The 13,902-nt window shown below is 68.7% G+C and carries 12 protein-coding genes and 1 rRNA gene; 6 read left to right on the top strand and 7 right to left on the bottom strand.

From position 1 onward, the window contains the following. The first annotated feature begins 55 nt into the window (after nucleotides 1–55). Nucleotides 56–170: ribosomal RNA gene (gene rrf / locus BLU84_RS22745) — 5S ribosomal RNA — on the top strand. Between the two features lie 354 nt (nucleotides 171–524). Continuing rightward, nucleotides 525–1,769, top strand: coding sequence for a right-handed parallel beta-helix repeat-containing protein (locus tag BLU84_RS22750; RefSeq protein ID WP_083383036.1), 1,245 nt, complete (start codon nucleotides 525–527; stop codon nucleotides 1,767–1,769). Between the two features lie 99 nt (nucleotides 1,770–1,868). On the opposite strand, the gene BLU84_RS22755 is transcribed toward BLU84_RS22750, so the two are convergent. The 4 genes from BLU84_RS22755 to BLU84_RS22770 all read right to left on the bottom strand — a co-directional run bounded on the left by BLU84_RS22755 (nucleotide 1,869) and on the right by BLU84_RS22770 (nucleotide 5,972). Further along, a complete protein-coding gene (locus BLU84_RS22755; RefSeq protein ID WP_074872515.1) occupies nucleotides 1,869–2,600 on the bottom strand; it encodes a 2OG-Fe dioxygenase family protein in 732 nt (243 codons plus the stop codon). A 174-nt stretch (nucleotides 2,601–2,774) separates the two neighbouring features. Further along, the gene (locus BLU84_RS22760) at nucleotides 2,775–3,170 is read right to left on the bottom strand and encodes an MAPEG family protein (RefSeq protein WP_211664596.1); all 396 of its coding nucleotides are present in this window, start codon (nucleotides 3,168–3,170) and stop codon (nucleotides 2,775–2,777) included. A gap of 152 nt (nucleotides 3,171–3,322) precedes the next feature. After that, a complete protein-coding gene (locus tag BLU84_RS22765; RefSeq protein ID WP_425479438.1) occupies nucleotides 3,323–5,092 on the bottom strand; it encodes a M28 family metallopeptidase in 1,770 nt (589 codons plus the stop codon). 214 nt (nucleotides 5,093–5,306) lie between these two features. Next, the gene (locus tag BLU84_RS22770; RefSeq protein ID WP_074872517.1) at nucleotides 5,307–5,972 is read right to left on the bottom strand and encodes a DUF4097 family beta strand repeat-containing protein; all 666 of its coding nucleotides are present in this window, start codon (nucleotides 5,970–5,972) and stop codon (nucleotides 5,307–5,309) included. A gap of 234 nt (nucleotides 5,973–6,206) precedes the next feature. Here BLU84_RS22770 and gpmI point away from each other — a divergent pair, with 234 nt between their 5' ends. From gpmI to BLU84_RS22785, 3 genes are all read left to right on the top strand, one after another. Beyond that, on the top strand, nucleotides 6,207–7,742 hold the full coding sequence (gpmI, locus tag BLU84_RS22775) for a 2,3-bisphosphoglycerate-independent phosphoglycerate mutase (RefSeq protein WP_074872519.1): 1,536 nt from the start codon (nucleotides 6,207–6,209) through the stop codon (nucleotides 7,740–7,742). Continuing rightward, on the top strand, nucleotides 7,742–9,004 hold the full coding sequence (locus tag BLU84_RS22780; protein ID WP_074872522.1) for a murein hydrolase activator EnvC family protein: 1,263 nt from the start codon (nucleotides 7,742–7,744) through the stop codon (nucleotides 9,002–9,004). The genes gpmI and BLU84_RS22780 overlap by 1 nt, the downstream gene beginning before the upstream one ends. A 263-nt stretch (nucleotides 9,005–9,267) precedes the next feature. Then, nucleotides 9,268–10,920: a S41 family peptidase gene (locus tag BLU84_RS22785; protein WP_083383038.1), complete on the top strand. Its 1,653-nt coding sequence runs from the start codon at nucleotides 9,268–9,270 to the stop codon at nucleotides 10,918–10,920. Between the two features lie 33 nt (nucleotides 10,921–10,953). Here the strand turns inward: BLU84_RS22785 and BLU84_RS28920 are convergent, their stop codons facing one another. From BLU84_RS28920 to BLU84_RS22795, 3 genes are all read right to left on the bottom strand, one after another. Next, nucleotides 10,954–11,058 carry a DUF6053 domain-containing protein gene (locus BLU84_RS28920; protein ID WP_425479439.1) on the bottom strand — a complete coding sequence of 35 codons (105 nt, stop codon included), beginning with the start codon at nucleotides 11,056–11,058 and terminating at the stop codon, nucleotides 10,954–10,956. Nucleotides 11,059–11,100: 42 nt separating this feature from the next. Further along, nucleotides 11,101–11,421, bottom strand: a complete 321-nt coding sequence (locus BLU84_RS22790) for a DUF1820 family protein (RefSeq protein ID WP_074872525.1) — start codon at nucleotides 11,419–11,421, stop codon at nucleotides 11,101–11,103. A gap of 133 nt (nucleotides 11,422–11,554) precedes the next feature. Next, a complete protein-coding gene (locus BLU84_RS22795) occupies nucleotides 11,555–12,250 on the bottom strand; it encodes a rhomboid family intramembrane serine protease (protein WP_074872529.1) in 696 nt (231 codons plus the stop codon). 265 nt (nucleotides 12,251–12,515) lie between these two features. On the opposite strand from BLU84_RS22795, the gene BLU84_RS22800 reads away from it, so the two are divergent. Continuing rightward, nucleotides 12,516–13,895, top strand: coding sequence for an OmpP1/FadL family transporter (locus BLU84_RS22800; RefSeq protein WP_083383039.1), 1,380 nt, complete (start codon nucleotides 12,516–12,518; stop codon nucleotides 13,893–13,895). Nucleotides 13,896–13,902: the final 7 nt, after the last annotated feature.

Consider the following 13,902-nt stretch of genomic DNA (forward strand, 5'->3'; position numbering starts at 1 on the left):
ACGAGAGCGTGTGCGCTACTTCAATACACCGAAGCCAGCGACCCTCCACCCTCTCCCTGGTGATAATAGCTGTGTGGAACCACCCGATCCCATCCCGAACTCGGAAGTGAAACGCATATGCGCCGATGGTAGTGTGGCTTAAGCCATGCAAGAGTAGGTCATCGCCAGGGGCTTTACCCTGAAGGCCGGATCCGAAAGGATCCGGCCTTCTTCTTTTGCGCGACATAAAACCCATCCGAGAGCGACGTGCAGTAACCCGCGCAATATCGAGCGGCGCTTGGCACTGCCGGCGTGGGCTACGGGCCGTTCGCGGGCGGGAATCGCGACGAGCCCGCCAACCGCTTCGGTCGGATGCAGATAATCCAAATAATCCACGCATCTGCCGACTTCTGCCGCGATCGTTCAAACTGCAGCTCGGACTCGTCGGCCCCACACCTCGATCAATCGCAGTTCCTGAGAGTTCCAAGCGGCAACCTGGCAATGCAGCCAAGACGGCTGCAGACGTCGATAGACCAGGAGCTCCCATGCACCGCCGCCAATTCATGTCCGTCCCACTCGCCGCAGGCGCCGCCGCCGTTTCCGCCGGTGTCGGCCTGGCCGGATTTCCCACCACCGCGTTGGCGGCCGCTGCCACTCCCAGCGAACGGATTTCGGTGCTGGATTTCATCCCAGCAGGGCTGTGCGCCGGCGTGCTCGACGGCACCGGTACCGCCGATCTCACCGCCTATATTCAGGCCGCGATCGACACCCGCCCCGGCGTGTTCCTCGATGTGCAGTTTCCGACCGGCGTCTACCGCGTCGACGGCACCCTGCGCGTCCTGCGCAGCCATATCTGGCTGAGCGGGGAAAACGCGACGCTCTTGCACGGCGGTGCTGGCGACGCGATCCAATTCGGCGACGGAATCAATCGCTGGGACCGGATCCAGATCGGCGGCTTCCTGATAGGCAAGGCCCAGGCGGCCTCCGCCGGCGCGATGATCCGCTCGCGCCTGTGCAGCACGGTGACCGTGCGCGATTGCTACTTCTACGGCGACAACAAGATCTTCGATGTGATGTCGTTCGAGCGCGGTTACATGATCTACGTCCACAACGTGATCTCGGAACGATGCCTCGGCACGCATGTCTCGATCAGCGGTACCGGACCAGACACCGACCGCCTGGTCGATCTGACCGTGTACGACTGCCGTTTCGACTACGGCCGCACCGCCCTGTCGGGCAATGGTTACGTCGAAGGCATCTATTTCCGTCGCAATATCTGTCTGCGCCAGCACAACATCAGCGTCAGCCTCAACGGCACGCCGCAATGGACGATTCCGTCGGTGAAGCTGCAGGAGAACGACTTCGACGGCGGCGACTCGATCGGCGTGCAGGTCAATTACCTGTCCAATTTCCAGTTCAACGACAACTGGTTCTCGAGCCTGCAGGACACTGCGCTGCGCATCGACGCGCAGGCGGCGGGCGGGACGGTCTCGGCCAATCAGTTCTACGCAACGCCGGGCCGCAGCGCGATGGAAATCGGCGGCGGCAACGTCGTCATCACCGGCAACACGATCTCCGGCGGAAACCAAGGGCTGTACCTGCGCGGCAGCAGCCGCAACGTCGTGTTCACCGGCAACGCGATCACTTACATGCAAGGATCGGCGATCAACCTCTACGAGAACCCGTCGCAGGTCACCATCGTCGGCAACAATTTAATCGGGAATGTTGGCGGAATTTCGTCGGGCGGCACGACGCTCAACGTCGCCAGTAACCTGATCGCGGCGGCCTGAGGGGGGCGCGGAACGGCTAGCCCCGCCGATGCGGATGCGGCCTGACCTGCTGTCGAGCGGATCGTGAGCCGCTCCTGGCCAAACGTGCCGGAGCGGCGTTCAGGAGGCCGCCCTGAACGTCACCACCAACACGTCGCGATGCGCCTCGCAGGTGGCGTCTTGCGGCGTCACCGCCGTCACACCGTGGAACACGCGCGCGTCGTCGACCAAGGCGGCGTCGAGCGGGGCGGTCAGGGTGAAGCTGCCGAGCAGGCTGCCGTCGCGGTCGTGGATGGTGGTGGTGCCGCTGACGATGTTGTGGCGGTCGATCAGCAGCACCAGCACGTAGTCGACGCCGTCGCGGTGCACGCCTTCGGGCGTGGGCTGGCCTTCGTTGTCGGGGCCGGCCTCGATGCGGAACTGGTGCAGTTCGATGTGCCAGTCCGCGGTCTGCGGCGCCAGCGCGGAGAAGAAGTCGCGGCAGAAGCCCAGCACCGTGCGCAGGCTGGCGCCGTCGGCGATGTGCTCGCGCACCGGTTCGAACCAGCGTTCGATATCGCCTTGCAGAGCGTTGTAGGTCAGCGCCTGGTAGTGCGGCTGGTGCGGCTGGCGTTCGATCGCGCCGTCGCGTCCGGCGCGGAACACCGCGTGGCGGCGGCGCCGGTGGCGGCCGACCTGGGCCAGGTAGGCGTCGGGCGCCAGATCGTTCCAACTGGCGGCGAAGGCGTCCCAGTCCTCGAGCGCGCCGTGCTGCAGCAGGTGCCCGCGCATGTCGGCGCCGGCGACGAAACGGAAACCGCTGGCGCGGACGGAACGGGCGAACTCTTCGTGATCGGACGGCGGGGCGGTCATGGACGGGCTCGAAATACGGACGCAGCGGAAAGAGCGGACGGCGGAGCGCGGCTGGCGATGGCTAGCGCGCGAGGCGGAGGACGCGGGCCTGCCGTCGCCATCGGCCGTGGGCCGTGCGCTGCGTGGATTCCGATCTGCGTGCGTTCATGCCGTGCGTTTGGTTCGCGTGCCGGTTCAGATCGCCGCCAGCGCGGCCAGCACCAGCAGCGCGACCACGCACAGGAAACCGCCGGCCCAGGCTGCGCTGCGCAGCGGCGGCTTGCCGGCGATGTAAAACACGCCGTGGAGCACGCGGAAAACGATGAAGGCGATGGCGAGCAGGTCGATCCAGCCGGTGTCCACGCCGGCCATCTGCGCGCCGAGCACGCCCGCGGCGAACGCCGGGAAGGCCTCGAAGGCGTTGAGGTGAGCGGCGTACGCGGCCTTGGAGCGCGGGTTTTCCTGGCGCGCCTGCCAGCCGCGCGGATCGCGGTTGTCGTAGCGCTGGCCGTAGGCCTTGGCCAGGGAGGTCCACAGGTACGGCAGCAGCGCCGCGGCAAGCAGACACCAGTACGCGATCGTCATCGACATGGGCCTTCCTTGCGGCCGTGCCGCACCACCGCGGCGACTCCAGCCTAGCGGAAAAAACGACGGCGCCCAGGGGCGCCGTCGTCGGATCGCTTTGCGGCCGCAGGCGGCCGGACCGGTGGGCCGGTCCGCCGCGGCAAACGCGGCCCGCCGGCTTACTTCTTCGCCGGCGCCATCAGCTTGTCGTGGGCGGCGCGGAAGGCGTTGCCCGGGTACCAGTTCGGCCACTGTTCGTTGCCGGCCAGAATCTTGCCGACGCCGTACAGCGCGTCCAGATCCTGGACCACGCCGTCGAGCTTCCAGCTCGGATCGAACTCGTCGGCCGGCTTGTGATAACGCTTGTCGCGGTAATCGACCTGCGCCTTCTGCCCCGCTTCGACGCCGCCGTCGAGCAGGTCGTCGCCGCCCTTTGCGTACAGCGCCGGCACGCCGGCCTTGGCGAAGTTGAAGTGATCGGAGCGGAAGTAGAAGCCATCCTGCGGCGTGTTCTCGGCATGCAGCACGCGGCCCTGGCCATCGGCGACGGTCTTGAGGATGTCCTCGAGCTCCGAGCTGCCGAAGCCGACCACGGTCATGTCCTTGGACTTGCCGATGATCGGCATCGCGTCGAGGTTGATCACGGCGACCGTCTTGTCGAGCGGCACGGTCGGATGGGCGACGTAGTACTTCGAGCCGAGCAGGCCCGACTCTTCCAGCGTCACCGCCAGGAACAGCAGCGAGCGGTCCGGCGGCGGCGTCTGCTTGCTGAAGGCCTCGGCGATTTCCAGGATGCCGGCCACGCCCGACGCGTTGTCGACCGCGCCGTTGTAGATGGTGTCGTGGCCTTCGCCCTTGGCCGCCGCGGGGTGGCCTTCGTGGCCGCCTTCCTCGCTGTGGTGGCCCAGGTGATCCCAGTGCGCCATGTAGACGATGGCCTCGTCCGGACGCTTGGCGCCGTCCAGGCGCGCGATCACGTTGCGCGAGGACTTCTCGCTGATCTTGCTCTTCAGATCCACCGAGGCCTTGGCCTGCAGCGGAACCGCCTTGAAGCCGCGCTTGCCGGCGGCCTGGTAGAGCTGGTCGAAGTTCTGGCCGAGGTCGGCGAACAACTTGCGCGCGGTGTCGGCGGTGATCCAGCCCTGCACCGGCAGGCGCGGTTCCGGATCGTCCTTGGCCGGCAGGTCGAACTGCGCGCCCGACCACGAGTTCTTGACCACGTCCCAGCCGTAGGACGCGCCGGCGTCGTCGTGCACGATCAGCGCGGCCTTGGCGCCCTGGCGCGCGGCCTCTTCGAACTTGTAGGTCCAGCGGCCGTAGTAGGTCATCCGCTTGCCTTCGAACAAGGTCGCGTCCTGGCCGTGGAAGCCCGGGTCGTTGACGAACATCACCACCGTCTTGCCCCTGACGTCGACGCCGGCGTAGTCGTTCCACTGCTGCTCCGGCGCGTTGACGCCGTAGCCGACGAACACCAGGTCGCTGGCCTCGACCTTCACCTCCGGCTGGCCGGTGCGGGTGCCCACGACCATGTCGGTGCCGAACTTCAGCTCGCGCGCCTGTCCCTTGACGTCGAGCTTGAGCACCGTGCTTTCGTCGGCGGTGGTTTCCACCATCGGCACGGTCTGGAAATAGCTGTCGCCGTTGCCCGGCTTCAGGCCCAGGCGCTTGAACTGCGCCTCCAGGTACTGGACGGTCTTGTCCTCGCCGGCGCTGCCGGGCGCGCGGCCCTCGAACTCGTCGGAGGCCAGGACTTTGACGTGCTGGGCGAAGTCGGCGGCGTTGATCGCCGCGTCGAAGGCGTGGTCGGCGGCGGCCGGAGCGGTCGCGGCGGCATCGCTGCCCGGCTGCGCCGGTGCGGCGCCGTCGGCGGGCGGTTTGTTGCAGGCGCTCAAGGCCAGGGTCGCGACGACCAGCGAGGTCGCGGCGAACAGCGGATTGGGTCGGGACAAAGTGTGGAACCTCCAAGGGCGGCCGGCGGCCGGGGCGTGGGGGAGGTCCATTCTAGGGGCTGGTCTGCGCGGCGATGGCGCTGAACGGCCGGGCCGGACTTGTCCGAACCGGCCGCTTCGCCCGGCGGCGCGCTCGCGGCGCGAGGCCGAAGCCCCCGCGCAGGGCGCCCTTCACGGCCAGGAGAAGGGGCGCCCGGGCGGGGGCGCAGGACGGTTACTGCCCCGGCGGGGTCGTGCCGGTGAAGGCGACGGCGGTGGCGCCGCGGATCGCGCCGGTCTTGGCGCTGGCGTGCACGTACAGCTTGACCGGACGTTCGAACACCAGCGGACCGTCGACGCGCGCGTTCGGCCCGATGATGACCACCGGATCGCGCTGCTGGCGGAAGCTGATGCCGTTGGGCTTGGTGTACTTGATGCCGCCGCTGACGTGCGAGTCGACGCCGACGGTGACGTCGCCGTTGACCGTGTCGATGCCGCCGTTGAGCTCGGTGGCGACCAGGCCGATGGAGCCGTTGACCGTGCTCACGTCGCCGCCGAGGCGGCCGCCGCGGTCGACGAAGATGCCGCCGTTGACGGTTTCCAGGCTGCCGCTGGCGGTGAGCTTGGTCCCGGCGCGGATGCTGCCGTTGACCGTTTCCAGCCGGTTGGCGCGCGAGTTGTTGCCGACGCTGATGCTGCCGTTGACCGTCTTGGCTTCATCGACCGAGGCGTTGTCGCCGATGCGGATGCTGCCGTTGACGGTGTCCAGGTCGCCGCGGGTCTGGCCGGCGTCGACGGTGATGCTGCCGTTGACCTTGCTGACGTCGTCGCCGGCATAGGCGGCGCCGCTGGACAGGACGATCAGGGCCGACAGGCAGAAGGAGAGGCGGGTGCGGGTCATGGCGGGTTCCGTTGTTCGGGTAGGCAAGGCTTGTGATGCGGCGGCCGTGCGGACGGTTTACGCCGCGGCGAAAAAATCTGCGGGACGGGAGCGGGCCGGCCGCAGCGTCGTTGGCGCCGCCGTTTGCGGCACCGTTCCCCGGGGCTTCATCGCGCGCTTCGCTACAATCGCCCAATCCGTGCGCCGCGGCGCCCGTCCTTAGTCATACCGCCCTTCGTCATAGGAACCGCCCACGTGTCTGCGACCTCCCGCCCCAAGCCCGTAGTGCTGCTGATCCTCGACGGCTGGGGCCACCGCGACGATCCGGCCGACAACGCCCTGGCCCAGGCCGAGCTGCCGAACTGGCGCGCCCTGCTGGCCAGCCAGGCGCACACCCTGATCCACACCGAAGGCCGCCACGTCGGCCTGCCGGACGGGCAGATGGGCAATTCCGAAGTCGGCCACATGAACCTGGGCGCCGGCCGCATCGTCTATCAGGACCTGACCCGGATCGACGCGGCGATCGAAGACGGCAGCTTCTACGCCAACGACGAACTGCGCGCCGCCTGCGCCGCGGCCAAGGTCGCCGGCGCCACCTTGCATCTGCTCGGCCTGCTCTCGCCCGGCGGCGTGCACAGCCACGAGCGGCACATCTTCGCGATGATCGAACTGGCCCGCCGCGAAGGCGTGGCGAAGGTCGCCGTGCACGCCTTCCTCGACGGCCGCGACATGCCGCCCAAGTCGGCCGCGCCGAGCCTGCAGCGCTTGCAGCAGGCTTGCGACGAAGCCGGCAACGCGCGCATCGCCAGCATCGGCGGGCGCTACTACGCGATGGACCGCGACAAGCGCTGGGACCGCCAGCTGCGCGCCTGGGACGCGATCGTCGAAGCCAAGAGCGAGCACCGCGCCGCGACCGCGCTGGAAGGCTTGGACGCGGCCTATGCGCGCGGCGAGACCGACGAATTCGTCGCCCCCACCGTGATCGGCGACGCGCAGCCGATGGCCGACGGCGACGCGGTGGTGTTCATGAACTTCCGCGCCGACCGCGCGCGCCAGCTCACCGCCGCGTTCGTCGATCCGAACTTCGACGGCTACGAAGCGCGCCAGCCCAAGCTGTCGCGCTTCGTCTGCCTGACCGAGTACGACGCCAAGCTGCCGGCGCCGGTCGCGTTCGGCCCCGACGACCTGCGCAACACGCTCGGCGAACTGCTGGCCGCGCAAGGCCTGACCCAACTGCGCATCGCCGAGACCGAGAAATACGCCCACGTCACCTTCTTCTTCAGCGGCGGCCGCGAAGAGCCCTACGCCGGCGAGAGCCGCATCCTGGTGCCGAGCCCGAAGGTCGCCACTTACGACCTGCAGCCGGAAATGAGCTGCCCGGAAGTGACCGCGAAGCTGGTCGAGACGATCCGCACGCAGGCCGTGGACGTGGCGATCTGCAACATCGCCAACCCCGACATGGTCGGCCACACTGGCGACCTGCAGGCCGCGATCCAGGCCGCGCAGGCGGTGGACAAGGCCATCGGCGCGATCGCCGCGGCGGTGCAGGACGTGCACGGCGCGCTGCTGATCACCGCCGACCACGGCAATCTGGAAATGATGCGCGACCCCTCGACCGGCCAGCCGCACACCGCGCACACCGTCGGCCCGGTGCCGCTGGTGTACATCGGTCCGCGCAAGGCGAGCCTGCGCGCCGGCGGCGCGTTGCGCGACGTCGCGCCGACCATCCTGGATCTGCTCGGGCTGCCGCAGCCCGAGGAGATGACCGGCCGCAGCCTGCTGGAGGGCTGATGCGCACCGCCTGCGCGTGGTTGCTGGTGCTGTTGGCGGCCCTGCCGCCGGCCTTGCCGCAGGCGCGCGCGGCGGCGCAGGGCAACAGCCGCGAGACCGAACGCAAGCTCGAGAAGGTCAAGACCGAGCTCAAGTCGGTCGCGGCCGAGCGGCGCAAGCTGGAAGGCCAGCGCGGCGACGCCGCGCAGCGGCTGCGCGCGGCCGACGAACAGGTCGGCCGCTCCAACCGGGTGCTGCGCGACACCGAGACCCGGCTGGCGCGCGAGCACGCCGCGCTCAAGCAGACCCAGGACAAGCGCGACGCGCTCAAGAAAACCCTCGGCGCGCGCCGCCAGGAACTCGAACAACTGCTGCGCGCCGCCTATGCGCAGGGCAACGACGCGCCGCTCAAGGCGCTGCTGTCGCAGGACCGGGTCGCCGACAGCGGCCGCATCCTGACCTACCACGGCTATCTGCAGCGCGACCGCGCGCGCCGCATCGACGAACTCACCGCGCAGTTGCGCGAGCTGGACGCGCTCGAACGCGAGATCGTTGATCGCCGCGCCAGCCTCGACAGCACCCGCAAGCAGCAGCTCTCGCAGCTCGGCCAGTTGGAGAAGGACCGCAAGGATCGCGCCGCTCTCGTCGCGCAGATCAACGAAAAATACGAAGACCGCAGCACCCGCGAGCGCGAGCTCGGCCGCGACGCCAAGGGGCTCGAGCAGTTGTTGGCCAAGCTGCGCGCCGCCGCCGCGCGCGCCGAGGCGCAGCGCCGCGCCGCGGCCAAGGCCCGCGCCGAACGCGAAGCGCGCGAGGCCCGCGAAGCTGCCGCTGCCGCGGCCAAGGGCAAGCCCGCGCCGGTGCGCAAGCCGCCGGTGCAAGTCGCCAGCGCGCCGGCGCCGCAGGTCGGCGGCCTGGGCTGGCCGGTGTCGGGCGCGCTGTTGGCCGGCTTCGGCGGCACCATGCCCGACGGCCGCAGCAGCGAAGGCCTGCTGATCGGCGCGGCGGCCGGCGCCACGGTCAAAGCGGTCGGCGACGGCACCGTGGTCTATTCGGAATGGATGACCGGCTACGGCCTGCTGCTGATCGTCGATCACGGTAACGGCTACATGAGCCTGTACGCCAACAACGACGCCTTGCTCAAGGACGCCGGCGCGACGGTCAAGAAGGGCGACGCCATCGCCACGGTCGGCAGCTCCGGCGGGCACGGCCGGCCGGCGCTGTATTTCGAACTGCGCCGCGGCGGGCAGCCGGTCAATCCGAGCGTGTGGTTGCGGCGCTGAGGGTTTGGGCGGCGGACCAGTGGCGCGGCGGCTTCGAAGTTGCGGCGCAGTTTGCGCTTTAGCGGTCGTGGCTTGCGCCGCGCCTACCGTCTGGGGCGCGGCGTCGCGATACGGACGGCCGGCGCCGGGGTTTTAACGAAAGCTTGCAAGCGCCCCGCTTAACGTGCGCAGATAATCGACCGAACCTCAGGCCGCCTGGCGCGGTCTGACCGCCACGGACCGCTGCGCGCGGTCCAACCGCCATCCGCTTCGGAGCGTCGTGCATGTCCCTGCGTCACCCCCTGCGTAGCCTGCTTCCGCTCGCCCTGGCGCTGGGCGCCGTGCCGGCCCTGGCCCAGCAGCAGCCCGCGCCGCCGGCGCAGGCGACCCCGCCCGCCGCACCGGTGCAGGCGCCGCCCGCCGCGTCTCAACCCGCGCCCGCCGACGATGCGGACGACGCCGACGCGCAAGACGGCGACCCGGCCGCACCGGCGCAAGCGCCGGGCAAGCGCAGCGCCAAGACCGGCAAGGACGACAGCGACTCCAAGGTGCCGATCGACGAGATCCGCCGCTACGTCGCGGTCTACAACGCGGTCAAGCAGGCCTACGTCGAACCGGTCGACGACGCCAAGCTCATGCATTCGGCGATCCGCGGCCTGCTGTTCGACCTCGACCCGCACAGCGTCTATTTCGACAAGGCCGACGCGGAGAGCTTCGACGAACAATCGCGCGGCAACTACGAAGGCATCGGCGTCGAGCTGCAGCGCCAGCCCGACGGCACGCTGCGGGTGATTTCGCCGATCGACGACACCCCGGCCGCGCGCGCCGGGATCAAGGCCGGCGACCTGATCACCGCGATCGACGGCAAGCCGTTCAAGGTCGACGAAGGCGACAGCTCCGGCCCGTTGCGCGGCCCGGCCGGCAGCAAGGTGGTGCTGACCATCGTGCGCGAAGGCCGCGACAAGCCGTTCGACGTGACCGTGGCGCGCGAGACCATCCGCGTGGCCAGCGTCAAGAGCCGCATGCTCGAACCGGGTTACGGCTACCTGCGCCTGGCCCAGTTCCAGGCCGACACCGCGGCCGATTTCGAAACCCATCTGCGCAAGCTCAAGGAACAGTCCGGCGGCAAGCTGCGCGGCCTGGTGCTGGACCTGCGCAGCAATCCCGGCGGCCTGCTGACCTCGGCGGTGCAGATCGCCGACGACCTGCTCGAACGCGGCAAGATCGTCAGCACCCGCGGCCGCATCGCCATCAGCGACGCCGAATTCAGCGCCACCCCCGGCGACATGCTCGACGGCGCGCCGCTGGTGGTGCTGGTCGACGCCGGTTCGGCCAGCGCCTCGGAAGTGCTGGCCGGCGCGCTGCGCGACAACGGCCGCGGCCGCGTGGTCGGCAGCCGCACCTTCGGCAAGGGCTCGGTGCAGACCGTGCTGCCGCTGGACAACGGCGACTCGGTCAAGCTCACCACCGCGCGTTACTACACGCCCAGCGGCAAATCGATCCAGGCGCTGGGCATCGTGCCCGACGTGGTCTTGCGCGCGCCGAAGAAGGACAAGGACGAGCGTCCTAGCTACACCGAAGCGGCGTTGCCGGGCCACCTGCACGGCGACGAAGAAGGCACGCCGGGCAGCAATGCCGGCGAAGTGCTCGAAGGCGACGCGCCGATCGCGTCGGCGCTGGCGGAACTGAAGACGCCGGGAGCGACCGCGCGCGCGGACGCGCAGGCCAAGGCGTCGGCGGGGAAGCGCAAGGCGGCCGAGGCGAAAGCCGCCGAAGCGAAAGCGGCCGAATCCAAGGCGGCCGAACCCAAGGCAGTCGGCGCGAAAGCGGCCGAAGCGAAAGGCGTCGATTCCAAGGCGGCCGAACCGAAAGCCGTCGACCCGAAGGCAGCCGATCCGAAAGCGGCGGAACCCAAAGCGGTCGAACCCAAGCGCTGACGCCGCGCTTCAGCGGTTGCGAAAACGCCCGGCCTAGGCCGGGCGTTTTGTTTTTCCAACCGAGTAACGCGCTTTTGTAGGAGGGACTTCAGTCCCGACGCTCTTCGGCCGGATCGCAGCGATGTGGGACAAAAGCATCGGGGGCTGAAGTCCCTCCCACAAAAGCCCTTGCTTCGCGCCTCAGCGCGGCGGCTTGGCCGGCAGCGGAAACGGCGTGACCACGCGCTCGCCCGAGGCAGCGTCGCGGATCGCCGACTGGCCTTTGCGCTCGACTTCCTCGATCCGCACGATGCTCTGCATCGGCAGATGCAGCACGCGGGTGTTGCCGAACTCGTCGCGCAGCCGCTCCTCGGTGGGATCCACCACCAGCCCGTCGTGCACGTCGAACACCAGCTCGCTGATCTCGGTGAAGCCCCACAGCGTGCCCGCGCCGATCTTGCGCGCGTACAGCTCGTAGATCTTGCCGGCGTTGAGGAAGGTGACTTTGTAGAGCGTCGACATGGCGGGATCGGCAACGAAGGGAATGGAGAATCGAACGAGCGCCGCGCGGACGCTCTAATAGCGTGGGGCCGGGAACCGGCGAGTCAAGAGCGGACCTCGGTCCGGACCGCGGCCGATTCCCTGAGCTGAGCGCTCAATACCCGCGCTTGCGCCGCAGCCGCCGGGCGATGCCGGCGCGGGCGATCAGCGCGAACGCGCCGCCGAAGGCGAAGCCGGCCAGATGCGCCGACCACGCCACCGCGCCGAACGCCGGGCCGATGAAGGTGAACACCACTTGCAGCAGCGCCCACACCCCGATCAGCAGCGGCGCGGGCACTTTGACGAATTGCAGGAACACGCCCAGCGGCACCACCACGCCGAGCTTGGCGCTGGGGAACAGCGCGAGATACGCGCCGATCAGCGCCGACACCGCGCCGCTGGCGCCGATGATCAGCCGGTCCGGCGTGGCGATGGCGATCACCGCCGCCAGGTTGGCGACCGCACCGCCGAACAGGAACAGCGCGAGCAGCCGCCACGGCCCCATCGCGCGCTCGGCCGGCAGGCCGAAGATCAGCAGGAACACCAGGTTGCCGAGCAGGTGCGCCCAGTCCGCGTGCAGGAACAGCGCGCTGAACAGGCGCAGCGCGCTGCCGTCGCGGATCGCGTTCCACCACGCTTCCGGCGAGGACAGCCCGCCCGACAGCGCGCCCCATTCCACCATCAGCCGGCGCTGCTCCGGATCGGGCAGGACCACGGCCGAAACGATGAAGCTGATCCACAGCAAGGCGAACAACAACGGCGTCGCCCACCGCAGTCGGGCGCGCTCGCGCGAGGGAATGGCGACGAACACGGCGTCAGCTCCGCAGCGGTCCGATCGCATCTGCCCTATTCAGGCAGAAACTTAATGTAAGTGTCTGTAACAGCAGGGTTTGCGACATCGGTACGAGACGAATTTGCCCGGTTGGGCGTATTGTTAGCGTTCGGTTAACGGCCGCGCTATAGTGCATACGGCGTCGTACGTCGGGAGGGGTTTCCGGCGGTATCGGAGTCCGCGCTTGCGGCTCCATGCACACGGCCGCGACAGACGAAAAAATACTCCAACGGAGAATACACGCATGCAACCCTCACACCGCTATATCCGCCTGACCGCGATCGCATTGGGCGTGGCCGGCGTCATCAGCTTCGGCTCGGCCAGCGCGACCGGTTTCCAGATTCGCGAGAACAGCGTCAAGAATCAGGGCCGCGCCTTTGCCGGCAGCGCCGTCGCTGAGAAGGACGCCTCGGTCGTCTCGAACAATCCGGCGGCTATGGTGAACATCGACACGACCACCATTCGTGCCGATGTGACCGCGATCGATCTGACCGCGAAGTTCAGCGGCGGCGGCACCGCCGCGGCCGGCTCGCCGCTGGCGCGTCCGCTGACCGGCGGCAACGGCGGCGACCCGGGCGACATCACCGCCGTGCCGGCGATGTCGATCGTGGTGCCGCTGTCGGGCTCGTTCGAGAAGCTCACCCTCGGCGCTCAGCTCAGCGCGCCGTTCGGCCTGAAGACCGAATACGAGAACGGCTGGGTCGGCCGCTACAACGCGCTCGAGTCGGAAGTGAAGACCATCGACCTGACCCTGTCGGCCGCGGTCAAGCTCACCGACCGCTTCTCGGTCGGCGCCGGCTTCATCTACGAGCGCGCCGAAGCCACCCTGACCAACGCCGTGGACTTCGGTTCGGCCATCTGCCGCGTTTCGCCGGCGGCCTGCCTGACCCCGAACCCGGTCGCCGCGCCGTTCGGCCCGCAGAAGAACGACGGCACCGTCAAGGTCAAGGGCGACGACAACGGCATCGGCTGGATCCTGGGCTTCCAGTGGAAGCCGACCGACCGCCTGTCGATCGGCTACTCGCACCGCTCGGAAATCGACCACGATCTGGAAGGCACCGTCACCTTCACCAAGCCGGGCAACGTGTCCGCGCTGCTGGGCGCCGCCCGCATCACCCAGTACGACACCGGTCCGGGCGGCGCCAAGCTGACCACCCCGAGCACCGACACGCTGAGCGTCTCCTACGCGTTCACCGAACAGTTCCGCATGATGTTCGACGCGCAGAAGACCGATTGGCATTCGTTGCAGGCGGTCAACATCGTGCGCGCCAATGGCACGCCGGTGGCGCAGGAGTCGTTCCAGTGGGAAGACACCATGATGTACGCGCTGGGCGCCGAGTACGATCTCAACGATCGTTTCACCCTGCGCGGCGGCGTCGCCAAGGACGAAACCCCGACCAACGACACCCACCGCACCCCGCGTCTGCCCGACAACGACCGTACCCTGTACTCGGTCGGCCTGACCTGGAACGCGAACGAGCACATCAGCGTCGACGCGGCCTACACCCGCATCCAGATCGACAGCCCGGACGTGAACGTGGTGTCCACCAGCGGTTCGACCCTGGTCGGCAAGTTCAAGGGCCACGCCGACCTGTTCGGCATCGCGGCTCAGTACAAGTTCTGATCGCGTA

Source organism: Lysobacter enzymogenes, from assembly GCF_900106525.1.
GTDB classification, from domain to species: Bacteria; Pseudomonadota; Gammaproteobacteria; order Xanthomonadales; family Xanthomonadaceae; genus Lysobacter; species Lysobacter enzymogenes.